Annotated in this window: 21 protein-coding genes; 8 read left to right on the top strand and 13 right to left on the bottom strand. The window is 25.3% G+C overall.

Translation table 11 applies throughout. The features are described from left to right. From MBCUT_RS05920 to MBCUT_RS05905, 4 genes are all read left to right on the top strand, one after another. The coding region (locus MBCUT_RS05920; protein ID WP_211263780.1) for a hypothetical protein at positions 1-263 on the top strand (263 nt) is incomplete at its 5' end. Between the two features lie 765 nt (positions 264-1,028). Then, positions 1,029-1,970, top strand: a complete 942-nt coding sequence (locus MBCUT_RS05915) for an NAD-dependent epimerase/dehydratase family protein (RefSeq protein ID WP_067259763.1) — start codon at positions 1,029-1,031, stop codon at positions 1,968-1,970. Between the two features lie 478 nt (positions 1,971-2,448). Further along, positions 2,449-2,820: a hypothetical protein gene (locus tag MBCUT_RS05910; protein WP_067259762.1), complete on the top strand. Its 372-nt coding sequence runs from the start codon at positions 2,449-2,451 to the stop codon at positions 2,818-2,820. 424 nt (positions 2,821-3,244) lie between these two features. Then, a complete protein-coding gene (locus tag MBCUT_RS05905; RefSeq protein WP_067259761.1) occupies positions 3,245-4,024 on the top strand; it encodes a glycosyltransferase family 2 protein in 780 nt (259 codons plus the stop codon). A 261-nt stretch (positions 4,025-4,285) separates the two neighbouring features. Here the strand turns inward: MBCUT_RS05905 and MBCUT_RS05900 are convergent, their stop codons facing one another. From MBCUT_RS05900 to MBCUT_RS05885, 5 genes are all read right to left on the bottom strand, one after another. Continuing rightward, positions 4,286-4,636 (bottom strand): hypothetical protein, encoded by a 351-nt coding sequence (locus MBCUT_RS05900; RefSeq protein ID WP_067259760.1) that lies wholly within the window; start codon positions 4,634-4,636, stop codon positions 4,286-4,288. Between the two features lie 146 nt (positions 4,637-4,782). Beyond that, positions 4,783-5,124 carry a hypothetical protein gene (locus tag MBCUT_RS05895; RefSeq protein ID WP_067259765.1) on the bottom strand — a complete coding sequence of 114 codons (342 nt, stop codon included), beginning with the start codon at positions 5,122-5,124 and terminating at the stop codon, positions 4,783-4,785. Between the two features lie 542 nt (positions 5,125-5,666). Further along, positions 5,667-6,086 carry an MFS transporter gene (locus tag MBCUT_RS10550; protein ID WP_342667570.1) on the bottom strand — a complete coding sequence of 140 codons (420 nt, stop codon included), beginning with the start codon at positions 6,084-6,086 and terminating at the stop codon, positions 5,667-5,669. Positions 6,087-6,167: 81 nt separating this feature from the next. Continuing rightward, on the bottom strand, positions 6,168-6,872 hold the full coding sequence (locus MBCUT_RS10545) for an MFS transporter (RefSeq protein ID WP_084270738.1): 705 nt from the start codon (positions 6,870-6,872) through the stop codon (positions 6,168-6,170). 463 nt (positions 6,873-7,335) lie between these two features. Next, on the bottom strand, positions 7,336-7,884 hold the full coding sequence (locus MBCUT_RS05885) for a nitroreductase family protein (RefSeq protein WP_067259759.1): 549 nt from the start codon (positions 7,882-7,884) through the stop codon (positions 7,336-7,338). Between the two features lie 811 nt (positions 7,885-8,695). On the opposite strand from MBCUT_RS05885, the gene rnc reads away from it, so the two are divergent. Continuing rightward, positions 8,696-9,358 carry a ribonuclease III gene (gene rnc / locus MBCUT_RS05880; RefSeq protein ID WP_067259758.1) on the top strand — a complete coding sequence of 221 codons (663 nt, stop codon included), beginning with the start codon at positions 8,696-8,698 and terminating at the stop codon, positions 9,356-9,358. A 362-nt stretch (positions 9,359-9,720) separates the two neighbouring features. On the opposite strand, the gene nifU is transcribed toward rnc, so the two are convergent. The 7 genes from nifU to MBCUT_RS05845 form a co-directional block, all read right to left on the bottom strand. Then, positions 9,721-10,089 (bottom strand): Fe-S cluster assembly scaffold protein NifU, encoded by a 369-nt coding sequence (nifU, locus tag MBCUT_RS05875; RefSeq protein WP_067259757.1) that lies wholly within the window; start codon positions 10,087-10,089, stop codon positions 9,721-9,723. A 107-nt stretch (positions 10,090-10,196) separates the two neighbouring features. Beyond that, positions 10,197-11,405, bottom strand: a complete 1,209-nt coding sequence (gene nifS, locus MBCUT_RS05870; RefSeq protein WP_084270740.1) for a cysteine desulfurase NifS — start codon at positions 11,403-11,405, stop codon at positions 10,197-10,199. A 500-nt stretch (positions 11,406-11,905) separates the two neighbouring features. Then, positions 11,906-13,375, bottom strand: a complete 1,470-nt coding sequence (metX, locus tag MBCUT_RS05865; RefSeq protein WP_067259755.1) for a homoserine O-acetyltransferase MetX — start codon at positions 13,373-13,375, stop codon at positions 11,906-11,908. 568 nt (positions 13,376-13,943) lie between these two features. Further along, positions 13,944-15,239, bottom strand: a complete 1,296-nt coding sequence (locus MBCUT_RS05860) for an O-acetylhomoserine aminocarboxypropyltransferase/cysteine synthase family protein (protein ID WP_067259754.1) — start codon at positions 15,237-15,239, stop codon at positions 13,944-13,946. Positions 15,240-16,483: 1,244 nt separating this feature from the next. Continuing rightward, positions 16,484-17,227 (bottom strand): pseudomurein-binding repeat-containing protein, encoded by a 744-nt coding sequence (locus tag MBCUT_RS05855; RefSeq protein ID WP_067259753.1) that lies wholly within the window; start codon positions 17,225-17,227, stop codon positions 16,484-16,486. 97 nt (positions 17,228-17,324) lie between these two features. Beyond that, on the bottom strand, positions 17,325-17,936 hold the full coding sequence (locus MBCUT_RS05850; RefSeq protein WP_169805411.1) for a CARDB domain-containing protein: 612 nt from the start codon (positions 17,934-17,936) through the stop codon (positions 17,325-17,327). Between the two features lie 127 nt (positions 17,937-18,063). Beyond that, a complete protein-coding gene (locus MBCUT_RS05845) occupies positions 18,064-20,706 on the bottom strand; it encodes a pseudomurein-binding repeat-containing protein (RefSeq protein ID WP_157082505.1) in 2,643 nt (880 codons plus the stop codon). A gap of 1,216 nt (positions 20,707-21,922) precedes the next feature. Between MBCUT_RS05845 and cysS the strand changes: the two genes are divergently transcribed. The 3 genes from cysS to MBCUT_RS05830 all read left to right on the top strand — a co-directional run bounded on the left by cysS (position 21,923) and on the right by MBCUT_RS05830 (position 25,770). Further along, positions 21,923-23,416 carry a cysteine--tRNA ligase gene (cysS, locus tag MBCUT_RS05840; RefSeq protein WP_067259750.1) on the top strand — a complete coding sequence of 498 codons (1,494 nt, stop codon included), beginning with the start codon at positions 21,923-21,925 and terminating at the stop codon, positions 23,414-23,416. A gap of 523 nt (positions 23,417-23,939) precedes the next feature. Then, positions 23,940-24,902, top strand: a complete 963-nt coding sequence (gene cysK, locus MBCUT_RS05835; protein WP_067259749.1) for a cysteine synthase A — start codon at positions 23,940-23,942, stop codon at positions 24,900-24,902. A gap of 454 nt (positions 24,903-25,356) precedes the next feature. After that, a complete protein-coding gene (locus tag MBCUT_RS05830; RefSeq protein WP_067259748.1) occupies positions 25,357-25,770 on the top strand; it encodes a transcriptional regulator in 414 nt (137 codons plus the stop codon). A 311-nt stretch (positions 25,771-26,081) separates the two neighbouring features. Here the strand turns inward: MBCUT_RS05830 and MBCUT_RS05825 are convergent. After that, positions 26,082-26,395: transposase (locus tag MBCUT_RS05825; RefSeq protein ID WP_211263779.1), on the bottom strand; the 314-nt coding region annotated here is incomplete at its 5' end.

The raw sequence follows: 26,395 nt of genomic DNA, 5'->3' as shown, positions 1-26,395 counted from the left end.
ACAAGGTGATAAAAATGAACAAAACCATAGGAAAAACACAAAAAAAACTAGACCTCGTATCCATGAGTGATGAAGACTACAGAATGTATGAAATGCGAGAAATGGCACACTACGACGAAATAACCCTAAAATACACAGCAACACAAAAAGGAATTGAAAAAGGAATAATTTCAGTTGCACATAATATGAAAAAGGCAAACGTTCCACTAAAAGACATAAGTAAATTCACAAAACTCCCTATAGAAAAAATAGAGAAACTATAACACTATCCATTAAACTATAAAAAAACCATAATTGTCTTTAAAATGTTAATACCACTTTTTGGGAACTGTCAATTTAACTGATTTTTTATACTTTGTTTCATTGGTCCTATTTTTCTTGTTGCAATTCTAAAAATTCCTCATTACCTTGATTTATTCTGAATATTTTCTAATTCATTTTTCGATGCGTTTTTAAATTAATTTTTAATTATATTATTTATTAAATTCATTTATTAATATATTGATGTAAATTAGATTAAAGATATGATAAATAATTATAAATTTTAGAGTAATGATAGAAAATAGATTATAATAAAGCGTAGATTAATGATAGAAGACAGATTATAATAAAGCGTAGATTAATGATAGAAGACAGATTATAATAAAGCGTAGATTAATGATAGAAGACAGATTATAATAAAGCGTAGATTATAATGATAGAAGACAGATTATAATAAAGCGTAGATTAATGATAGAAAATAGATTATAATAAAGCGTAGATTAATGATAGAAAATAGATTATAATAAACTTTAGGTTAATTATATAAATATAAAATAGATTAATGAATTCGGATTAAATATATAAAATAAATAATTCTGAATCCATAGAAAGGATATAATATAAATACTTTAATTTACAATTATTATTAATGAAGGAATATTGAATATTCTATTAGCTATTTAATAGCTATATTCAACTTTTTTTATCTGAAACTTATGAAAAATTTTAAGATTTTTTAAATAAGATATTTATTAGGAGCAATTATCATGGAGACACAGAAAATTTTAGTAACTGGCGGTGCAGGATTTATTGGAACTAATTTAGTAAATGAGCTTAAAAAAAGAGGTCATGAGGTTTTAGCTATTGACCTTTTACACAACGAAAGGGATAATTATACACGTGCTGATGTTACTAACTATCGTCAGATTGAAAGGATCTTTGATGAAAATGAATCCTTTGATTATGTTTATCACCTAGCTGCAGAGTACGGTAGATGGAATGGTGAAGATTACTATGAAAACTTATGGAAAACCAATGTGATTGGAACCAAACATATAATCCGACTTCAAGAAAAATTAAAATTTCCAATGATATTTTTCTCATCAGCTGAAGTTTATGGTGATTACACTGGAGAAATGAAGGAGGATGTAATGATAAATAATCCTATAAAGGATACTTATCAAATGAACGATTATGCAATAACTAAGTGGGCAGGGGAGTTAATGTGCATGAATTCAGCTACTATGTTTGGAACTGAAACAGTAAGAGTCCGTCCAGTTAATTGTTATGGTCCTCATGAAGAATATTCTCCATACAAAGGATTCATCCCAATATTTATCTATAAAGCTCTTAATAATCAAGGATATGATGTTTATGAAGGGCATAAAAGGATAATTGATTATGTGGGAGATACAGCCAGAACATTTTCTAACATAGTTGATAACTTCAAACCAGGTGAAGTATACAATGTTGGAAGTAAACAAGAATGGGAAAAAGATATCAGGGAATACTCTGATATAGTTTTAGATGCAGTAGGTATGGATGATTCTCTAGTATCTTATCATGAAGCAGAGCCATTCACCACGAAAATCAAAACTATAGATTTTTCAAAAGCTATTAAAGATTTAAAACACGACCCTAAAGTTTCACCAGAAGAAGGAATTAAAAAAACCGTAGAATGGATGAAAAGTTATTATAAGATTGATTAATATTTTTTATTTTCTTTATCTTCTTTATTTTTATTCTTTTTATTTTCTTTATCTTCTTTATTTTTATTTTCTTTATATTCTTTAGTTTTATTTTCTTTATCTTCTTTATTTTTATTTTATTTATCTTCTTTAGTTTTATTCTTTTTATTTTATTTATTTTTATTCTTTGTCCACTTTCTTCATTTTTTCCTATTTTACTTATTTATTGATATAAAATTTGATATTTAATAATGTTTGTTATAATATCATTGTTAGTATTATTGATATTATGATTATTATTATTATTATTATTATTATGAATATTCTTCTTACTGATTATAGAATAATAAGAATTGTTAATTATTATAAATATTATCATGTATAATAAATTATATCTATAAGTAGTAATTTCTAATTATTTATTTTAATGACACTTTTTAATGTAAAGTTTTATAATAATCTAAAGAAATATAATAAAAGAGAGAGGGATATAAAAAATATGTTTTTTAAGAAAAAAATACCTATTATTACAAAGGTAACTGGATATTCACTATCAGAAATAGATAGTATAACTTTTGTAGATGAAAATGAAGAAGAAGAATTTGAGATTAGTTTGACTGAACTTTGTAATGATTTACTTGAAGATATATCAAAAAATGACTCTAAATATTGCAAAGCTTTAAAGAAATATCTTGAATCAAATGAAGTAGGGTTAATAAAATTAGATATAATGCCTGATTTTGAAGATGAAAATGTTATGGAGGAATTCTTAAACACTCATGACCATATTATTAATGAACACTTTGTTATAACTCCTGATGATGACATCCCATTAATGATAATTATAGATTTCGAGAAAATTAAATCATAGACAATGACTATTGATTTTTATTTTTATCACATTTAAAACTGTAAGTAATGAGAAATAACAAACAAAAAATTAGAAACAAAGAATAGAATAATGAGAAAAAATTAATAATCAAAAATGGAATCGTTCAATTTATTATAAATAATTATATAGTTCTTTTTAATCGTTTATAGTATTTTTAAACTCTAATGGAAATTAATTCTTATTTTATAAATTAAAAGTCTAGAATTTAGTTATTTAATAATTATAATGAAAATAAATTTTCAGATAAAATAAATGTTAGACAAGTTTGAAAATTAAGAAAATAATATATTACATCTTTGGAATATTTTTTAGATTTTTTAAAATAACTAAACTTTTATTGATGAATAACTATATTTAATATAAATTAAGTGATACTTTTAATAATACTTTTTGAGTCGATAATATGTCAAAAACAAATGAAAACCCTACAATTCCCACTAAAATTTTAGCTATAATTCCAGCATACAACGAAGAGGTAGCTATAGGAGATGTAATTTCCAAAACTAAAAAATATGTCGATAGGGTGGTGGTAGTTGATGATGGAAGTAGTGATAAAACTGTTGAAATAGCTAAATTAGCTGGTGCTGAAGTTATTGTTCATAAAAATAACATGGGAAAAGGAGAAGCATTAAAATCTGGTTTTGAGGCTGTTAACGATGAAGATATTGTAGTTACTATTGATGGTGATGGACAAAACAATCCAGATGAAATTCCTAAACTAATCGAACCAATCATTAACAAAAAAGCTGATTTAGTTAATGGTAGTCGTTATATTGAAGGATATGAGTTTGATACTCCATTTTACAGACGAGTTGGTCAAAAAGTCCTTGATATAGCTACAAATGTTTCAACTGGTTTAAATATTACAGATTCTCAAAATGGATTTAGAGCGTTTTCAAAAATAGCTATTCCTTGCTTTAAGTTTCGAAATTCCGGCTTTGCAATAGAAAGTGAAATGCTAGCTGATGCTTCAGAAGCTGGTTTAACTATTTTTGAAGTTCCAATTACTGTAAGATATGATTTGGATGGATCTACACAAAATCCTGTAACTCATGGTGTCATGGTACTATGGAGAGTATTCCAAGATATGAGATTTAGAAGACCTATTCTTTATTTTACATTAGTAATAGGGATATTATTAGTTATATTACTAGTAATTTTCTTTATTTCCCTGTTTTTATAGTGTTATTAGACTAAGAATCTATTTTTTAAAATATTAAAAAAATCAAAGATTTTTAATCTCATAAAGATAGAAAATTTTCATAAATAATTAAAAATAAGAAAAACATTTAAAAAATTAAATATGTTTTAATATATAGAAGATGGGTTCTTTTTATATAGAAGATTGGTTCTTTTTAAATTAATTATCTGTTAGTATATAGAGTATAGATTCTTTAAATTAAAAGAAAAGAAAAATACATTCCATATCTTTGAATTAAATTAATTAAATATCTTCAATTTCATCACAAGTAATTAACAGACATTTACGTTCACTTGGAAGAACATATTCTTCAGAACCAATATTTTCTTCTCCAAAAGGACCAATCTGTAAGTCTAAGTTTTTATCAGTAGGATCTGTGTCTAAAGCTGTTATTTCAGCTATTTTATAGTTTTTAATTAGTTTACACTTATTTTCTTGGAGTATTCTACCTTTAATAGAAAAATCTTTATTATTACCACTCTTTAAAATGTCTAAATCTATTTTTGAATCCAAGATTGTTATCAATCCTGTTTCATGAGGTTCGTATATATTTTTATCATCAATAACTATTTTTTCATCTTCAATAATTTTCATTATTATCCCTCAAAAATATGATAATAATTATTTATATTTTATCATTAATAGATTTTTCTATATTAATAGATTTTTCTAGAATATTGTTATTTTTTAATCTTTTAATTTGTTAATAATCTTTTATTTTGATTTTGTTGAAAGTAAATTCATCCATTTATTTCTTCTTCAATTGTATCCCAAAATTCACATGCCCAATTGCCTTGACCATCGATAATTAAATCTAAAAGTCTTAATTTTCCATCTTTTATCCTAAATAATCTGTAATCCTGTTGACTTTTGCGTTTTTTTCCTTCTTTATTACAATCTAAGTATAAACCATCAGAATACTCTTCTTCAAAATCTCCGGATTTAACAAAATCTCCCACAAGAGAATAACCATTTTTTACAGTTTTATCTAGTTTTTCAATGGTTTTTAACCATCCTCCATTGTATCTAAAACTTATATCTGGATCAATAATTTTTATTTCCTTTTCCCAGTTTAACATCATAATTTTATCTCCTAATCTATCTTCAGCCATATTTAATTACAGATTAATTATCAATAAATTACAAATCAATTAACATGAAATCAATATTAAATTAATATTAAATTAATTAATAGCTATTTTAATCATATTTGTAATATAATAGCTATTTTAATCATATTTGTAATATAATAACTATTTTAATCATATTTGTAATATAATAGCTATTATTCTATTTAAGCGTGTTTTTCTTCATTTATTAGCTTTACAAGTTTTTAAAATCTATAGAAATATTTTTATAAATTTTAATAAAATATAAGGCTTTTCATGTGAAATAATAATGAATTACCAATTTTTCCAATAAGGTCGAATTTATTGAAAAATATACTTTATTAATTACTATATAACTAGATGATTCAAGAGCATATGAAAACTAATATTGTTCATGTGTTTTAAATTAAATTTTGAATTAAATTTTGAATAACTCTATTTTTAAATTACTCAATATATGAAAACAAAAGGATACAAGTCTTTTTTCTTTCAAATTCTATTATTCACATGTTATTCTAATTATCAATATAAATAATTGTCTTTCTATTTAAAAATAAAAAAATAAGTGCTGCTGTAACAAAAAGTCCTCCTGCAAGATACGGTATTTCTGAACCTATATATTGTCCTAAAGATGCTGCTAAAAGAGGAGCTATTGCAGATCCTATAAAACGTGTGAAATTATATGCTGCAGAAGTAGTTGAATCATTTGTAGCTGGTGAATTCATCACGGCTGTGGTAATGAGAGTATTGTTATTTCCAAGTAATGCACCTGATATAATGATTGCTGCTATAAGTACCCATTGTATTGAAGTCCAAATACCCATAATAAATAGAGTAATAGCAAAGAGCAATAAAAGCACATACATAGATTTTAATGTTCCATATTTTCTTTTAATTCTAGGAGCTATAATAACAGAACTAATAGCTAATACAATTCCCCATGCTAAAAATACGAATCCTATGCCTTGAGCAGTTAATCCTAAAACTAATGGGGAATATGCGAATAATGTGAAAAATCAAAAATTATAAAGAAATGAAAAGGTACCAAATACTTTTATATGTGGATTTTTCAATGATTTAATTGTTGTAACAAGGGATGTATCATCATCATAAGATTCAATCTCTTTTGTTGTACTTTTAGGAATTAAGACTAATAGCATAATAAATCCCATCATCATTAATATACCAACACCAAAAAATGGAAATTTCCAAGAAATATCTCCTAGTAAACCTCCAACAAGAGGTCCCACTGAAAATCCTAAGCCAATAGCTATTTCATATAAAATAACAGATTCATGAGTAGTTTTATCTGAAAATAAAATAATTGCCGTTAATGCCACAGCTATAAACAGGGCATTTCCTAGTCCCCAAAATCCTCTTAAAAATATGATACTCCATATATCATTAGATAATCCACATAATATAGAAAAAATAGCTATAATAGAAACTCCTACAAGTAAAGTTCTTTTAATTCCAACTCTTTTAGAAATTGTTGCAGTTACAAGCATAGTTACTGCCATCACTGCACTGTATGCTGTAAAAAGCATTGAGACTTCTATTTTACTAGCTCCCAATTGTTGAGCTATTATAGGTAATATTGGATCAACAAGACCTAATCCCATAAAAGCTGTAACACATGCTAAGAATACTGCCCAGACTACCTTTGATGCTTTTGTATTTTGCTTGATACTAACTAATAAATTTCTAAATAAAACCTTCATTTTTTCCCATATTTCTCTTGATTTAGTTATAATATCTTCTTTAACTTTCTTTATTTTTAAATTATTTCTATCATGGTTGTATTATACTCTTTCTTTACATTGTCTTAATGTATCAAAAGATCCAATATATAAATCTCATATTTGAAATAGTTTATCTAACTTAATATAGCTATTTATTATTCTAATTAATATATTTTACATGAATATATTAATATGAATTTTATAAAAAATATTAAAAATGTGTAAAAATTGAACAAAAAGCATTTAATCACTTAATTAAAATAGCTATTTATTATTCTAATTAAAATAGCTATTTAGCTATTTATTATTCTAATTAATATATTTTACATAAATATATTAATATGAATTTTATAAAAAATATTAAAAAGGTGTAAAAATTGAACAAAAAGGGTTTAATCACTTAAAAATTACTTAAATTAGTTAAAAATTAAAAAAAAAGTATTTAGTTAATAAACTTAACATTATCTACTTCTTCTCTTTCTACATTTAATTCATCAGTTCCTTCTTTTCCAATAGCTACTGCACAAATTGGATTGAATCCTTTAGGAAGTCCAATTTCTTTAGATAGTTCATCTTTTTCTGTGGACATAAATGCAAGTGTTGGGGTTATCATATAACAACTACCTAAACCTAAATCTGTAGCAGCAAGTATCATGTTTTCAGCTACACAAGATACTGTTAAACCTCCATAAACATTTTCTTCAGGAGCTGAAAGAATAGCTAAAACTGGAGCATTATATATTGGTTGATATCCTGGAATAGCCGCTCGTTCTTCTAAAAATTCATTTCCAGAATTTTTCATAGCTTCAAGAGCAATATCATTTATTTTTTTAACAATTTCTTTATTTTTAATGATTGTTATCTGAAATTCACCTGCAATTGGTGCAATTTGTCCGGCTTTAGCTATTTTTTTTAAGCTATCTTCATCAATATCTTCATCTAAATAGTTTCTTACACTTTTTCTTTTGTTAATAACATCAAAAAGTTCCATATAACTCACCTTTATTGTTAATTTATTTAATCATTTATGAAATATTCATGTTTATTTTGACTTAGTTTATTTAGCTATTTTATTTTTAGAGGATATATTTTATAAGTATCGAAGTTTTGAAGAAATTTATTACAAATATAAACTCTAACAATTGTAATATTATGATTGTTATTGATATATACTTATTGGTTATTAGAATGTAGTTACTATATTTTTATAATTAGTTAGATTTTTTAATAATTAGTTAGATTTGCTGATTGTGTATTATTATTACTAATAATAAAAGATTAGTAGTATCTTATATTATTATTTATATAAAAATAGTTAATAACATTTTAAGAAAAAATAAAGACTTTGACATCTTTTAACAGTAAATGATAGAATTTTTAAAATTAAAAATAAATAAAATTAAAAATAAATAAAGTTAAAAATAAATAAAATTAAATGATATATATTAACTAAAAATAATTGTTGAAGTAATTTTGAGAAATTGCATTTTATATGGTTTTTCCCAAAAATAGCTAAAATATATATAATATTAATGGTAATATAATATGTTAAGGATAATATAATTATATTGTAATTTATTAATAGATATTTTAATGTATTACTAACAAGAAATAATTAAATAGAACATTATTAAATTGTTTAAAATTTAATTCCTGAATAATAAATTATTTTCAATGAATCTTAAAAGGTTAAAATTGATTAGAGTTCTAATGAAACAATAGATTCATTCTTATATATTAAAATGTGCTAATTAATGGAATAATTTATAGAATAAGTTTAAACACACAACATTGATGATTTTATGGAAATATTAGAAGAATATGGTATCATTCCAAATGATCCTAATTTATTTGAAATAGCATTTGTTCACAAATCTTATAGAGTTCAATATGGGCTTGACTATGATTATGAACGTTTAGAATTTTTAGGAGATTCAATACTTAGTATGTTGATCTCTGAATATTTATATAAAAAATATGAAGATATTGGAGAAGGTAGTTTAACTAAGCTTAGATCAAATTATGTTTGTGAGACTGCCTTAGCTAATTACTCTCATGAGCTTGGATTAGCTAATTATGTAAAATTACATCTTGACGATAGTAGAGTAAGTGCCAATGAAGTACTTTCTGTAAATGCTGATGTTTTTGAGTCATTTTTGGGAGCTATTTACTTAGATCAAGGAATAGATAAATCCAGAGAATTTTTATCTAAAATAGTTTTCCCTTCAATTGATGGAAAAGTTATATTTTTCAATGATTACAAATCCCAAATCAAAGAATACGGTGATGCCAATGAAATTCCAGTTCAATATAAATTAATTAAAGAATATGGAGTTCCTCATGATAAAACATTTCTCATGAAAATATTGGTGGATAATCGTGAAGTTGGGAGAGGTAAAGGTAAAAGCAAAAAAGAGGCCGAACAATTAGCTGCTGAGGAAGCTATTAAAAAATTAGGTATTTGAAAATGAACTAAGATATTAAAAATACTTTTTTGAATGGAATGATTATTATAGTGAATACTATTAATAAGATTAGCTATTATTAAACAGATATATCATTAAATAGGATTTTAATAGAATAATTAAAAAATAATAGATAATAAAGATATATCATTAAATAGGATTTTAATAGCATAATTAAAAAATAATAGATAATAAAGATATATCATTAAATAGGATTTTAATAGCATAATTAAAAAATAATAGATAATAAAGATATATCATTAAATAGGATTTTAATAGCATAATTAAAAAATAATGGATAATAAAGATATATCATTAAATAAACATTTATAATATAAATGAATAAGAAAAATAAAAAGTTTTTAGCTATTTTTAGATCTATAATTATCAATAGCTGCTTGTAATGCATCAGCGGCTAGATTAGAACAATGCATTTTCACATCAGGTAATCCATTAAGAGCTTCTGCCACATCATTTCTACTTATTGCATATGCGTCATCTACAGTTTTTCCCTTAGCTAGTTCTGTAATCATACTACTTGTAGCTATAGCTGCACCACAACCAAATGTTTTGAATTTTATATCGTCAATTTTATCATCTTTTACTTTTATGTAGATTGTCATCATATCTCCACATGTAGGATTTCCAACTTCTCCAATACCATCGGCGTCTTCTATTTCTCCCACATTCCTTGGATTTTGGAAATGATCCATTACTTTATCAGTATACATGATTTCACCTTCTGAAGTTCTGTTAAATATTATAATTACAAAGTCTATTTGTTAATTTCTATTGTTAATGAGAATATTGTGTTTCTGAAATTAGTTGATCTAATTAATTACTCCAATGAGCAAGAAGTACATTTATTATTGATGTCTTCTTTTCTTTTATTTTCCCTTTGATTCCAGATTGAAGACATGCTTCTAAGTCTTTTCACTGCTTCTTCTGTAGCTTGAATTACTTTGGTAACTTCTTCTTCAGTATTCTCTGAACCTAAAGTTAATCTAAGTGATCCATGAGAATCAACATCCTCTAAACCAATAGCTTTCAATACATGAGATGCTTCTAATTTTTTAGATGAACAAGCAGATCCAGTAGATGCAGCTATTCCTTTACCATCAAGAAGTAATACGAGACCTTCTCCTTCAATACCTACAAAATGGAAATTAGCTGTTCCAGGAACTTTGTTGATCAAATCTCCATTGAGATAAGATTCCTCTATGTTGGATAAGATTCCTTCAATCAACATATCTCTAAGTTTGGTCAAATATTTTTGATTGTATTCTAATTCCTCTTTTGCTATTTCACAAGCTTTTCCAAGACCAACAATTCCAGAAACATTTTCAGTTCCAGGATTTAAATCTTTTTCTTGTCCTCCGCCATGTAATATTGGTTCTAATCTGGTTCTTTTTCTGATATATAATGCACCAATCCCTTTTGGACCATAAATTTTATGGCCTGACATAGATAAAAGATCTACATTTAATTCATTAACATCAACTGGAATCTTTCCAACACTTTGAACTGCATCGGTATGGAACTTAATTTTATTTTCCTTAGCTATTTTACCGATTTCAGCTATTGGCTGAATAGTACCAATTTCATTGTTCACATGCATTATAGTTATAAGAATAGTTTTATCAGTAATAGCTTCTTTTAAATCTTCGATTTTAATGATTCCTTCTTCATAAACTGGTAAATAAGTCACTTCAAAACCATTTTTTTCTAAATATTTACAAGTTTCTATTACAGCAGGATGTTCAATTTGTGAGGTTATTATATGATTTCCTTTGTTTTTATTTTTAAGAACTATTCCTTTAATAGCTATATTATCTGATTGGGTACCGCCAGTTGTAAATATTATCTCCTCGGGGTTAGCACCAATAAGTTCAGCTACTTTTTCTCTAGATTCTTCCATAGCCTTTTTAGCTTCTCTTCCAACTGTATAAAAAGTAGAAGGATTTCCAAAGTATTTTGTAAAATAAGGTTCCATTGCCTCCAGTACCTCTTTTCTCACAGGTGCTGTAGCTGCATGATCCATGTATATCATAATTAATAACTCCTTTTTGCATTTAATTAAAATCTTCAATAAAAATTAAATTTAATTATTATTTATAAGTCTATGTTTTTCATGATTATTATAATTTATTATTAAGTATAATTTAGTCATTTAACTAATAATTATTATTGCTTTATTAATAATCATTATTAATAATTTATATTAGTTTATTTATTATATTTAATAATATTATTAATTTTTATTAATTTATTATATTATTTCATGTTAACACTTTTCATAGACTTATTCATGATTCTTATTAATAATTTATATTAGTTTATTTATTATATTTAATAATATTATTAATTTTTATTAATTTATTATATTATTTTATGTTAACACTTTTCATAGATTTATTCATGATTCTTATTAATAATTTATATTAATTTATTATATTATTTTATGTTAATAATTTTCATAATTTATTTATTCTTATATATAATTTTTATTAATTTATTGTATTATTTATCAGTATTGATTTATTTAGTTTAAGTTTTAGTTAGTAAGTGACTAATCTGATCAGTTGTTATGATCCCTTTAATTTTTAGATCATCGTCTACAACAGGTAAACATGAAATATCATATTTCTTCATTCTACGAGCTATAGTTTCAATACTTTCATCTGATTTGCAGGTTTTAACATCTTTTGTCATAATCTTTTCAAGATCATCATCACCAGTAGCTATTGATTTAGATAAATCCCAAGCTGTCAATATACCAATCAATGTTCCATCTTCAGTTACAACAGGTAAGTGAGTAACTCGCTTATCCATCATTAATTTTGCTGCTTGATCTATTTTAGCGTTTTTATCAATAGTGCAAGTATATTCAGTCATTATATCTTCAATACGAGTATCAGACAAGAAATTCGCTATTAAATAATTTAGCTGCCCATCTTCTAATAAAAAAGCATCATGACCATAGCTTGATTGTAGTTCACTATAACTAACATCAACCTCATTAGCATTAAGTGCTGTAAGAATTTCAAGAGATTGAGATGTGGGATACAGCCAGTCAGAATCAATAGCTATTATTTTAACTTTAGATTCAACATTTTTTAAACCTTCAATCAATGAACCATTCACTGAAAGATCAAAATAATCTATAGCTTTTGTTATGTAAAGGTAGGAATTAGCATCAAATCTTTTAACAAAAGATTCTCCTTGATAATGTAGGTAGCTTTCAACTTGAAAATCAAGAGTGAAATCATAGCTGAATTCTTCTTTATCTTGCAAGTTTCTCCCAAATTTTTCATACATTGATTCATCACTAAGATATGTAATATGGGCTATCATCCTAGCTAAGGATAAACCATTTTTAGGTTTTTCTCCTATGTAATAGTTTCCATTCTTCCAAGCAGGATCTGTCACAATAGCTTGTCTTCCCACTTCATTGAAAGCTATTTGCTGTGGTGAAGAATTAGCTGTACTAGCTATTGGAATAGCTTTCTTAACCATTTTAGGATAAGAAACCATCCACTCCAAAACTTGCATTCCTCCCATAGAACCTCCGATTACAGCCAATAGTTGTTTTATGCCGAAATGTTCAATGAGCTTTTTTTGCCCTGTAACCATATCTTTAATAGTTACAACAGGAAAATCAAGACCATACTCTTTCCTAGTAACTGGATTTGTAGATGAAGGTCCAGTAGAACCTTTACATCCCCCAATAACATTAGAAGATATGATAAAATACTTTTCACTATCTAATGATTTACCAGGACCTATCATAATTTCCCACCATCCTGGTTTTTTGGCATTTTCATGCCAACCTGCTGCATGAGCATCGCCTGAAAGAGCATGACAAACTAATATAGCGTTATTTTTTTCTTTATTAAGTTTCCCGTAAGTTTCATAGGATATTGTCACATTTTTAAGAGTTTTCCCAGATTCTAATAGTAAATCTTCTTCAATATTGAAAAATTTTGTCTCAACAGTACCAACTGATTCTTTTTTCATTTTAACTCCTACAATATCTTATTTAAATTTTATTTATTAAATGAATTGATTAAGGTATTTGTTGTATAATTTTATTTATTAAATGAATTGATTAAGGTATTTGTTGTATAATTTTATTTATTAAATGAATTGATTAAGGTATTTGTTGTATAATTTTATTAGTCTATAATTTGTCTTGATTTATATTTTTATTTATAAATATTTAAAGATTTATATTTGAGTTGCTCTATTTAACTTATTTTTAAATCAATTTCTTTGTTTTTATTTAAATTAAATAGCTATTTTTTAAATTATACATTTTGATTATTTAATTAATATTAAAATAAAAATTTATTATATATTTAGTTTGTTTTATAATGAAAATTTATTATATAAATGTATAATTTAAAAAATAGCTATATTATTGATTATTGGTTCCAAAAGTTATTGTTGGCGATTATTGATATTTTAGAGTAATATATTTTAAATTAGTATATTTTAGAGTAATATTTTAAAAGATAAATATTAATGAATATTATCTTTTAAAAGTGGTTGTCATTTTTATAATGACAACAAATATTTAATTATTTTATTTAATTACTGCTTTTTTTAATGCTTGATCTATATCTGCAATGATATCTTCAACATTTTCAATTCCAACAGATAATCTGACAAAGTCAGGAGTCACACCAGTGGTTGCTTGTTGTTCTTCAGTTAATTGAGAATGAGTTGTTGAAGCAGGATGTATAACTAAAGATTTAGAATCTCCAATATTAGCTAGATGAGAAAGTAATTCAACATTTTCAATGAATTTTTTACCTTCTTCAATTCCACCTTTTATTCCAAATCCTACTAAAGCACCAAATCCCCCTTTCAAGTATTTTTTAGCAAGTTTATGGGATGGATCTTCTTCAAGACCAGGATAAGTTACCCAGCTAACTAATTCATGATTTTTTAAGAATTTAGCTACTTCTAATGCATTTTCACTATGTTGTTTTACTCTTAATGACAAAGTTTCTGCACCTTGTAATAATAAGAATGCGTTAAATGGGCTAAGTGTAGGTCCAACATCTCTAAGGAAGTTTCCACGTGCTTTTAAAATGTATGCTAAGTTTCCAAAGCTTTCAGTGTACACTAAACCATTATAAGCAGGATCTGGGTCAGTAAATTCTGGGAATTTTCCATTCGCCCAGTCAAAATTACCAGCATCTACAATTACTCCTCCAATACTAGTTCCATGACCACCAATAAATTTAGTTGCAGAATCTACTACAATATCTGCACCATATTCTATTGGTTTTACAAGTCCAACTGCAGAGGTGTTGTCTACTATAAGAGGAATGTCATGATCATGAGCTATTTTAGCTAATTCTTCAAAATCAGGAACATCCAATTTAGGGTTTCCAAGGGATTCAGCATATAATGCCTTAGTTTTGGAAGTAATAGCTTCTTGGTATGCGTCTAAATCTTGAGAATCAACAAAATTTATTTTTCTTCCAAAATTAGGGAATGTATTGTTGAATAATGAATAAGTTCCACCATATAAATTGTCTCCTGAGACAAATTCATCACCTACACGAGATAAGTTTAGAAGTGCAGTTGTAATAGCAGCTGCTCCTGATGAAAATGAAAGGGCAGCAGCTCCTCCTTCAATAGCTGCGATTCTTTGTTCAAAAACGTCATTAGTTGGATTTGTTAATCTTGTATAAAGTTGTCCAAATTCTTTAAGTGCAAATAAACTTGCTGCATAATCTGTATCTTTAAATACATAAGAAGTTGTTTGATATATAGGCACTGCTCTAGCACCAGTAGTTGGATCAGCTTCTTCTTGACCAGCGTGTAATTCTAATGTCCTATCTCCATATTTTTTAGTATCTTGAGTCATTTTATATTTCTCCGTTTTTTTACTTTTAATTAAAAATTCTAGTTATTAACTGATTAAAATTTAATAATATTATATATACTGTATTTTCTACTGGATATAAATATATAGTTAATCAATTAATAATTACATTCTGATAAACTTAAAGTATCTAATTTAAATTAATTAGAAATATCTAATTTATCTTATAACAATATATAAAATATTAAATAATTATTTTATTTTATATTATTATGGTTGTTATACTATTTATTTGGATATTCAAATATTCACATGCTTAATTATTAAATATATGTTTATGTTATATTTGGTTTAAATTATTAAATGATATTTAATAAATTAAATAAATAAATTATGAAAATCAATCCATTATAACTATTGTTATATTCTATTATATAAATCTTATTATTTTGATTTTTCATGATAACTAGTGACAACTATAAATGATTTTGGTATATTCTCTTCCTTATTTTTACTATTTTTAGGTTAGTAATTACTAAATATAATGGTTAATTTATGGTAAGAGGAGAAATAACAGTCTCTATAAGTGGTAGAGTGAAAGCGAGAGATAAAAAATATTAAAAAAATCTGATTAGAATGTTAGACATGCCATTGAATATTTTAACAAAGAACTTACCACAAAAAATGGATTAAATATTAAAAAACACTTTTTAGAAGAAGAGATTAGAGAATTAAATTTATAAATTAAAATATTGAAAAATGAATTAGAGGTTGTTGATGATTAATTAGCTGATAATTTTAATTTATTCGATATTAAGAATATGATGAAATTGTAAAAAAATGTGTTGAAACTGTAAAAAAATTGCAAATGATAGGGGAGTGCAAGATATCTTATCTCTTGATGATGAAGTTTTTATAATCAGTGCAGATCGTACTAATTTATCATACCAAGAATTTAAACAAGTTGTGATTAATAATTTAAAATGATTTATTTTTGTAATAAAATTTAGTCATACCAATTCTTATGAAAATTCTTGTAATACAATTTAGTCTACAATTTTTAGTAATTAATATAATATAAGGGTCGGCCAAAAGTTTAAATTTATAAATTAAAGATTCATTAAAATGCTTCAATTAATAAATAAAGAAACTTTTTCTTAAAAAATATAAATAACATATGAAAAAAATAAATAAATTATCTCATTTAACTCCATCAAATCATCTTTCTAAACTAATATCATGTAAGATTCCCAGATAAGTTAATTGAGACAAAATATAAAAATTAACTAAATCAACTCAGATGGATGATAATCCGGCAAATATTTATTCATAGAATGTGATATTGGGACTGAAACTGTAACATAAGAAGGCATTGCATTATTTAAGTATATATACTGCCCTATTCTTGAAAACATGTAAATTACTGTTTGATACTGCATTTTACCCAAATTTGTGGTTAAATAATTAGGAGCAGGCCCATTATCTTCAATGAATTTAGCTACATTTTTTGCATAGATATAAAAATTTGCTTTAGTTATTTGTCCATTAATAGAGACTCCACTGGGAGAGGTAGGATTCACATTAGACGATTTAATAGCCACATTAGACGTTTTCCCATCATATTTGTACTCAATAACCTTTGATATTAAATATAGATAGTCAGGCATTGGTAAGCGAGCTGTTACAGTTTGACCTCCAGAAGTATAGTAATAATCTACATAATTTGGACATTTTCCATTAGTTTCAATCCAGTTCCTAACTCTATTAGAACAATTAAGAAGTCCAGCTTGAGTGAAACCTCCAACAGGACTAACACCTTGGGAAATCATAATAGGGTCTCTTTCTTCCTTAATTATTTCAGCTTTTTTAATCAATGCTAATTCTTGAGACTTGATATCTGAGTCAACAGACATAGATACATTTTTATCAATTAAAGCATACCCATTTACTGATTCATCAGAAGCACTCAATGGGCTAATACTAACAAACAGTAATATTGCGAATGCTAAAAATACTATTTTCATTTTCATTTTATTCCTCCTTATTATTATATATTCTCTAATTCATGTATAAATTAAAGAAGCATGCTATTATTTCTCTCACAATCAAAAAATCAAAACTTGATAGCTAGAAAAATAGTCTTGAATTATTATATTTATAAATTTCATTAATTCTTTTTTTATAATCTACCGATGCTTTTTTAAGATATTTTTTATATTTTTTGTTCATGGAAAATTTAATTTTTTTAGATTGCCCTGGTTTCAGTGCGGGTATTCTAATTTTTTTCACGAATTTTTGTTTATCAAAGTAGCTCTTCTGAACATATACTCCTAAATAATTGGATTCAGCTTTAAAATCCCCAGAATTTTTGACAGTTATATAAAAAAAATTACTTTTTTTAACTATTTTAGAAATTCTAAGATTGGGCTGTCTAACAAAACTAACCTCAATTTTTCTAATTTTATTCAATTTTAAATCATTTTTATTAAAATTAATGTCTGCAGTATAACCAAAAATAGTCTTATTATTTTTGAAATGGATTTTATTTTTCAAAGTCTTAGAATTGCCTTCAATATCAGTTATTTTAACAAATGAAATTTGTTTATAATTTTTTGTTAATATAAATCCAGCCACATCATTGTAATAAATATTATAAGCTTTATTTTTAGTTGAATAAGAAAATTCAGCATTTTTTTTCTGATGAGTTAAAGCAGAGGAATAGTTTACACTAAGAAACAAGACCCCTATTATAAAAATTACTAATAAATATTTCCTCAAGTTTTTCATTTTAATCCCTATACTAAAAATTTATGAATAAATAATATTAATTATTAAATTTTATAATGAAAAGATAAAAAAATTTGAATTAGAATGTGATTTCTGCATATTTACCATAAATGGTAGGGTTTTTCCAGTTAGTCACAATTCCTAGTTTATTATTACTATGTGTTGTATCAGCAGTTATCCATTTACCCGCAATATATACTTCTGCCCAAGTATGTCCTATAGTTCCACTATTGAAAGTAGCTTTACCATTCACATATCTTGCAGGTATACCAGTTGCTCTTAAAAGAGCTATTAATAAATGCGTTTGATCAACGCAATTCCCCCATCCTTTAGCTATAACACCTTTTGCACCAGTATTATCCCAAGAGTTAGTATAATATTTATAAGTTATTTTGTCTCTAACATAATCAAAAATTGCTGTTGCCTTATCTAAATCTGAACTTAAGCCTTGAGTTAGTTTTTTAGCCAAAGCCTGTATAGATACATCATTGACCTGACAATTCTTAGTACCTTTAAGATATTGAGTTAACTCTCCTGTAGGTGTGGAACTACCAGAATTTCCACCACTAAGCTCATTAGAAGTCTTAATATTAAGTGTAACATAATTTGGTAATCTATTATTAGAATTTACAAATTCTAATATCTTTGAAAATTCATATACTAAGTATTGGAATTGAATTCTACCTAGAGGAGAAGTAGCATAATTTGGTGCTTGACCATTGTTTAAAACATAATTATAAACCCTTGTTGCTACATCTACAAAATCAGCCTTATTTAAATTTCCAGCCATAGAATCTCCAACAGGACTAGATGCAGCTTTAACAGAAATGGATTTGATACTTCCAGTAGATCCTTTATTAATATTTACAATAGCTGCTGAAAGCAAATACAAAAAGTCAGGCATGTTATAAGTTTTTCCTTCTATTTCCACGTAGTTTGGAAGTACTCCATTGGCTAAAACATAATTTTCAACTCTTTTTGCTGCATCAGTAATCTGAGCTAAGCTAACAGTAGCGCCAGAAGTATTACCAGATCCTCCACTTCCTGAACTAAAATTATAGTTGTCTACAACATCAATTAACTGTTTTATCAAGTTATATGTTGTTTCATTACTTTCATACATATAAGTTTCATAAATAATAGTATTAATTCCAGCATCTACTAAAGGTCCTGTGAGGTATGGTGGACTTGTTTGTGATGCTGGATAATAATAACAAAGACCCCCGATTTTATTTATAATATTTTCAGCTATTGTTTTAGATGCACCATTATTTTTTGGAGCAAAAATAAAGTTTGTTTTCTCATAATTTCCACCAACAGTTCCTTGATTAGCATGAATATCAACTACAAGGCCATAACTATTTTTCTTAATATGTGGAAGTATAAAATCACGAGCCAAAGTTTGACCATTCATTCTACCTTTACTATAATCATTAGCATCTTGTTTAACAGTTATTCTGTAAACATAATAACAATAATTTAAAGAAGAACTTTTTGAAACTAATGAATTAAATAAAGCTGTATGTACTGCATTTTCAAGAGGATGGATACCAATTATATAAGCTATTTTTTTACTTGATTTGGTATTACCATAAGCACCTAAAAGTTCAACAGTACCTCTACTATCAGATCCTAAAAGTGTTGAAGTTGGTGTATTTGTTGAATCAGTGCTACCCCCTCCATTGATTTTACTAGAACTAGTTACATTCACTTCAACATAACTAGGCATTGCCTTATTTGTATAGATATAACTTGCTATTCTTGAGAAAACATAAACTGTAGATTGATACTGCAAGTTCCCTAAGTTTGTTTTTATATAATTAGGAGCTTGTTTATTAGAGTCAATAGAAGAAATAACTGAATTAGCTAAAGAAACATATTCTGCCTTTTGTATTTTTCCTAATTTATTATTACCAGAAGGACTAACAGGTTCTTTAACAGATAAAACAGGGATGCTAGATGTTTTACCACTATTTTTGTATATGATAGCTTTGGACATCAAATATAAGAAATCATTCATTTTATAATTATTTCCTGATATCGTCACACTAGAAGGTAAAACACTATTCTTCTCAGAATAGTCTTTAACCCTTTTTGAAGCATCTAAAACTTGATTCAAAGTTAAAGTCTTCTGAGAAGGAGTAGTATTAGAAGAAATTGTATTTCCTGGAAAGTTAGGAATATTTTTATTTATTGAATTAGTTTTGGCTATATTCATAGCTAATGAACTTGGAAGTTTACCTTTATTGTTCTGTGACCAAGCTAAGATTTTACTATTACTGTAAATAAAAGTTTGAAATTGCATTTTCCCAATTTTAGTGTTGACAAAATTAGGAACCCGATTATTATTTTTTATATATTTATAAGCATTGGTTGCATATGTAGTGTACTGTTTTTTAGTAAGTTTTCCAGAAATCTTAGTTCCAGTAGGCGTTGTTGGACTTTTCACAGCATATTTAACTGTAACATCAGATTTCTTATTATTATATTTATAATTTATAGTAACAGAAGAAAAATACATATATTCTTCCATAGAATACTTATAACCACCAATCGTGACAGAATTAGGTAACTTCTTATTCTTAATAACATGAGACTTAATAGTCTTACTTGCACCTAAAATTTGAGATTGAGTCAGTTTACTAGGTTTCTCTACTGATTTACTAGTGTTTGCATCAGCAGCACAAGAAGTACTAACACCAATAAAAAAAACAAACAACAAAACTAATACCAAAACCTTATATCTATCCGAAGTATGTTTCCCTAAAATAAATACGCCTCCAAAATATTATTAATTATGATATATAATATAACTAATATTATATATAATATAACTAATATGATATATATAATTATCGATATAGAGAAAGATAATATTCAACAGTTTTGTACTATATGAATATATAAATTCTTATAGAATTATAATGGATATCATCAAATAACTTCTCTTACTTTTTTCACAATGACATTCCATTTTTTAGAAAACTATATATATGAGTTTTTAAAATATAACAATTGTTAATAAGAATATTTCATGAATTATATGTTTTATTATTATTCAAAATAAGTCATTAAAACAATTCAATTAAAATTTAAGTTATAAACTAATCTATTTATTAGATTCTAATTAATAATATATTTTGATTTTAATAATCATTAGATTATGTCTAATTTGGAGTAATTTTAGATTTTGTCTAAGTTATACTAGTTGTTAGGTTGTGTCTAAGTTTATACTACTTGTAGATTATACTACCTCTTAAATCATATCTTAATAGATTAATTATATTAAATTAGTTAATGGGTTGTTTAAATTTTGGCTAGTTAAATAATTGCTTGGTTAAATAATTAATATTTTTAGAAATCTTTATTTTAGCATCAAATAAGTACCAAACTCTAATCATCCAATTTTTAATCAATAAATTATAGAAAATTATAGATATGTTAGTGAATAAAAATATAAATCTAATAATGATAAATATAAGTTTAATATGAAATAATGATAAAGATAAATCTAATAATGATAAAATAAGTTTAATATGAAATAATGATAAAGATAAATCTAATAATGATAAATATAAGTTTAATATGAAATAATGATAAAGATAAATCTAAAGAATGATAAATATAAGTTTAATATGAAATAATGATAAAGATAAATCTAAAGAATCAATCTTTAATATAAAGATAATTTGTAAATTTTATATATAAATTGTAAAAAATAATTTATAATTGTTATATAATTTTTAGATAATTTTATTATAAATAATAATTATTAAATATAAATAGCTATAAAATAATATAATGGAATTTTAATTAATTTACTATTTATTATTTTTTTATAAATAATACATATAATTGCTATTTAATTTAAGTTATATTAAAAATAATTTATTTAAAAAAATATTTATTAATAATAAAATTAGATGATGTGTGTTAAAATGTTAGAAATATACAATACTCTTAAAAGAGACAAAGAATTATTTGTTAGTGAAAATAATAGTAAAAGAATCAGTCTCTTTGTTTGTGGTCCAACAGTTTATGATGATGCTCATATTGGCCATGGTCGTACCTATATTTCTTTCGATTTAATAAAAAGTTATTTAGAATTTATTGGATATTCAGTATTCTATTTAGAAAATATCACTGATATTGATGATAAAATAATTAACAGAGCTAAGGAAAAAAATGTTTATTATAAAAGCCTTGCTAGGTTTTATGAAAAGCGATTTAAAAAGGATATGGAATTATTAAATGTAAATTCAATTAATTTATATCCAAGAGCTACTGAACATATGGATAAAATATTTGATCAAATTGAAGGCTTAATAAATAAAGGTTTTGCATATGAAACTGAAGATGGGATTTATTTTGAAGTAGCTAAGTTCCCAGATTTTGGAAAATTATCTAATCAAAATCTTGATAAGTTAAATTCACATAGAATTGATGTTAGTAGTACTAAAAAAGATTCTAAAGATTTTGCATTATGGAAAAAAACTAATAAAAAACCTTATTTTAAATCTAAATGGGGAAATGGAAGACCAGGTTGGCATATTGAAGATACAGCTATTACAGATGAATATTTTGGTCCTCAATATGATATTCATGGAGGAGGTTTGGATTTAATATTCCCTCATCATGAGGCAGAAATAGCTCAAATGGAGTCATTCTCTGGTAAAAAGCCGTTAGTAAAATATTGGATGCACTCAGGATTCCTAAATGTTGATGGAATAAAAATGTCCAAATCTTTAGGTAACTTCATAACAATCAGAAAACTTTTAGAAGATTGGGATCCAATGGTATTTAGATTATTTGTTTTATCTACTCACTATAGAAGTCCAATCGACTTTTCTGAAAAATCTTTAATACAACCTTCAAAAAACCTTAAAAGATTGAAATTCACTGTTGAAAATTTAACTGAATTTAAAAATCAATTGAAAGAATTAAAAAACAATACTTATCCAAATTCTGGGGATGGAGATAACTTGGATATCAGTGGATGTCTAAAAGAAGATATCGATTTTGAATTACTAAAAAGATTAGCAAAAGTTGAAGAAGAGTTTTTCAAAAATATGAATGATGATTTTAATACTTCTAGGGCATTAGCGGTTATATTAAACTTTACTAAGGTAATCAATAACTTTGTAGATGATAAAAAAATTCTTTTAAATGGTATTGAAAAAATTCCATATGAAGAACTTAAAATCCCTTTCGAATTTGCTTGTCGATCCTTGAAGTTTCTTAAAGAATTTGAAAGGATTTTCAAATTAAATTTATTTGTTAAAGATATTGAATCAGATAATAATCTAAGTGAGAATTTACTGGATATTCTTTTAGATACAAGATCTAAGCTCAGAGAAGAAAAAAATTATGAATTATCTGATTATATTCGTGATCAAATTAATGAATTAGATATTGAAATTGAAGATGATTGATTTATTTTCAATTATCTTTATTAGTATCTTTTCATTGATTATTATCAGTAATATTATCATTATTATAGTATTTCATTATTATTATCAGTAAAATTATTATTATTATTATAGTATTTCATTATTATTATTCATTCAACAATTAATTCATTATTACTCAATCAAGGATTTATAATTCATTATTTAAGAAATTATAATTCATTATTATAATTAAAAAGGAATTCATTATTATAATTAAAAAATTATAATTTACTATTATTTAATTAATCATTTGATAATTTCACAAGGATTGATTTCTCAGATAATTTGGGTTAACAATTGTGATTATTACAAAATGCTTGATTTAATAAATGATTATTATGCTTGATTTGTAGATGATTATTACAATGCAGTGATTAGATCTATTACTGAGATTTTCAGTAATAAATCCTGATTTCTAGAAATTTTCATCATTAATAATGAAATTTAAACTTGATAATTAATAAAAAAATTTAAAATTTTAAATAACCAAAAATAGGTGAAATAAATGACTAAAGAAAAAATTGCAGAAGATGTAACTGAATTAGTAGGAAAAACCCCATTACTTAAACTTAATAAAATTAATAAAAATTCTGATGTAGAATTAGTGGGAAAATTAGAATCTTCTAATCCTTTAAGCAGTGTTAAAGATAGAATTTCTGTCGGAATGGTTAATCATGCTGAAAAAAAAGGATTGATTAATGAAGATACAGTATTGATTGAACCAACTAGTGGAAACACTGGTATTGGCCTTGCTTTTGTAGCTGCTTCTAGAGGATATAGATTAATCCTTACTATGCCTGAAACCATGTCAGCTGAGAGGAAAAAACTTTTAGCTATTTTCGGAGCTGAAATCGTTTTAACTCCTGGAACAAAAGGTATGGGTGGAGCAATAGCTAAAGCAGATGAATTATTAAAAAGTACTGAAAATTCTTTCTCAGTAAGTCAATTTTCCAATCCAGTTAATGTAAAAACTCATTATGAAACTACAGCTCAAGAAATCTGGAATGATACTGATGGAAATGTTGATATTTTAGTATCTGGTGTAGGAACTGGTGGAACAGTTTCTGGTGTTGGAGAGTTCCTTAAAGAAAAAAATCCTAATGTAAAAGTCATAGCTGTTGAGCCTTCAGCATCTCCTGTATTATCTGGAGAAAAACCAGGTCCTCATAAAATCCAGGGAATAGGTGCAGGAGTTATTCCAGATATTTATGATAAAGATATTGTAGATGAAATTATACAGGTAGATGATAATGATGCTGCAAAAACTATGATTGAACTAGCTAAAAAAGAAGGAGTGTTAGTTGGAATTTCTTCTGGTGCAGCTACTTTTGCAGGATTACAATTAGCTAAAAAAGAAGAAAATAAAGGTAAACGTATTTTAATAATACTACCTGACACTGGAGAAAGGTACTTATCCATGGAATGGGTATTTGAAGATATTTACAAACAATATCCAGATGTATTTTAAATAAGGAGAATATTTTAGTTAAGAATTTTTATATAAATTCTTAGCTAATATTATCTATATAAAAATCAATTATTATATAGCTGATTCTGTCATTTTTATATGAAAATTAATTATTACCCATATTACTTATTATAATTATATAAAAAAATAATTATTACCCCTATTACTTATTATAATTATATAAAAAATAATATCATCATATAAAACATAAAAATTTAAATATAATAATTGTTATATAATATATTGTTAATAATTCTTTTTTATTAATAGTAATATAGAACTTTCATTAATAATCCAAATTTATTGAATATTTTTTATTTAGATTTTATTATTATATTAAAAAGTAAATTAATTATTCATTATAATGATTAAATAGTATATATAATGTAATAGATATTATAATTGATGAAAAGTGAATATTTTTCATCAAATTAAGTTATTAAGGAGTCGCAAATTGAAACAACCATGTGAAATTGTTGTATGGTATGTAATACCTGCTGTACGTTCTTTACTTGCTAAGGAACTTTTTACTTTAGGAATGAAGCAAAGAGAGATATCTGAATTATTAGATATAACTCAACCTGCCGTTTCTCAATATTTAAGTGATAAAAGAGGAAAAGGCCAAGAAGTTCAATTCAATAATGTTATAACTCAAATGATTAAAGACCTTGCATTAGACTTAAAAGAAGGAACTGCTACAGGATTAGATATTATTCCTCGTGTATGTGCAATATGTAAAAAAACAAGAGCTGAAGATATTCTCTGTATATTACATAAAGAAAAAGGAGGAGTTCCTGAAAGTTGTCGACAATGCTTAAATAAAAAAGGAGACTCTTTTTGCCCACATAGTTATGAATTTGCTATATAAACATTTAAAAGTTTTTTTTATTTATATGGAATCTTTTTTTCTTTTTATTAGAGGATGAGAAATAGTTATTTATTAAGAGAGATTAATTAAATTAAATTTTTTTTCTGTGTTCTAATTCTTTTATTTGAACAAAAACATTATTATAATATTTATTTTATGATTCAATTTCATATAATTAATTTTTTCAATATAATAACATTTTATTACTTTTTATAATAATAATAATAATGTAATTTAATTGATTTTTAAAATTTTACTTTTAGAATGTTTCCCAACATCATATTATTATTATAGTCCTGAAAATAAAGTTTCTAATTAATGTATATGTCGAGCCAATTTTCTACTAATGTTCTGGAATTGGCGTAGATATAGAAATATCGCGAAAATTCCGTCATTAAAAACATTTCATCTTCAACATATGTAACTGACAATTTATCTTTTATAGAGTACCAAACTCGCTCTATGGGATTAATATCAGAAGCATACTTTTCAAGAAACACTAATTTTATATTAAGAATTTTTGCAATTGTTTTTCCAATTTTAGCTATATGTGTTTTGGCATTATCCAAAACAATCACGATTATTTTTTCATTTTCAAACATCTCTTTCCAATCTCCTTCTTTTA

It is taken from the genome of Methanobrevibacter cuticularis, assembly GCF_001639285.1.
In the GTDB taxonomy this organism is placed as follows: Archaea; Methanobacteriota; Methanobacteria; order Methanobacteriales; family Methanobacteriaceae; genus Methanobaculum; species Methanobaculum cuticulare.
This window is presented reverse-complemented; position numbering and strand designations above follow the sequence as displayed.

Coding starts and splice junctions, on each gene's coding strand:
- MBCUT_RS05915 (WP_067259763.1), top strand. CDS start 1,029: ATGGAGACACAGAAAATTTTAGTAACTGGCGGTGCAGGATTTATTGGA.
- MBCUT_RS05910 (WP_067259762.1), top strand. CDS start 2,449: ATGTTTTTTAAGAAAAAAATACCTATTATTACAAAGGTAACTGGATAT.
- MBCUT_RS05905 (WP_067259761.1), top strand. CDS start 3,245: ATGTCAAAAACAAATGAAAACCCTACAATTCCCACTAAAATTTTAGCT.
- MBCUT_RS05900 (WP_067259760.1), bottom strand. CDS start 4,636: ATGAAAATTATTGAAGATGAAAAAATAGTTATTGATGATAAAAATATA.
- MBCUT_RS05895 (WP_067259765.1), bottom strand. CDS start 5,124: ATGATGTTAAACTGGGAAAAGGAAATAAAAATTATTGATCCAGATATA.
- MBCUT_RS10545 (WP_084270738.1), bottom strand. CDS start 6,872: ATGAAGGTTTTATTTAGAAATTTATTAGTTAGTATCAAGCAAAATACA.
- MBCUT_RS05885 (WP_067259759.1), bottom strand. CDS start 7,884: ATGGAACTTTTTGATGTTATTAACAAAAGAAAAAGTGTAAGAAACTAT.
- rnc (WP_067259758.1), top strand. CDS start 8,696: ATGGAAATATTAGAAGAATATGGTATCATTCCAAATGATCCTAATTTA.
- nifU (WP_067259757.1), bottom strand. CDS start 10,089: ATGTATACTGATAAAGTAATGGATCATTTCCAAAATCCAAGGAATGTG.
- metX (WP_067259755.1), bottom strand. CDS start 13,375: ATGAAAAAAGAATCAGTTGGTACTGTTGAGACAAAATTTTTCAATATT.
- MBCUT_RS05860 (WP_067259754.1), bottom strand. CDS start 15,239: ATGACTCAAGATACTAAAAAATATGGAGATAGGACATTAGAATTACAC.
- MBCUT_RS05855 (WP_067259753.1), bottom strand. CDS start 17,227: ATGAAAATGAAAATAGTATTTTTAGCATTCGCAATATTACTGTTTGTT.
- cysS (WP_067259750.1), top strand. CDS start 21,923: ATGTTAGAAATATACAATACTCTTAAAAGAGACAAAGAATTATTTGTT.
- cysK (WP_067259749.1), top strand. CDS start 23,940: ATGACTAAAGAAAAAATTGCAGAAGATGTAACTGAATTAGTAGGAAAA.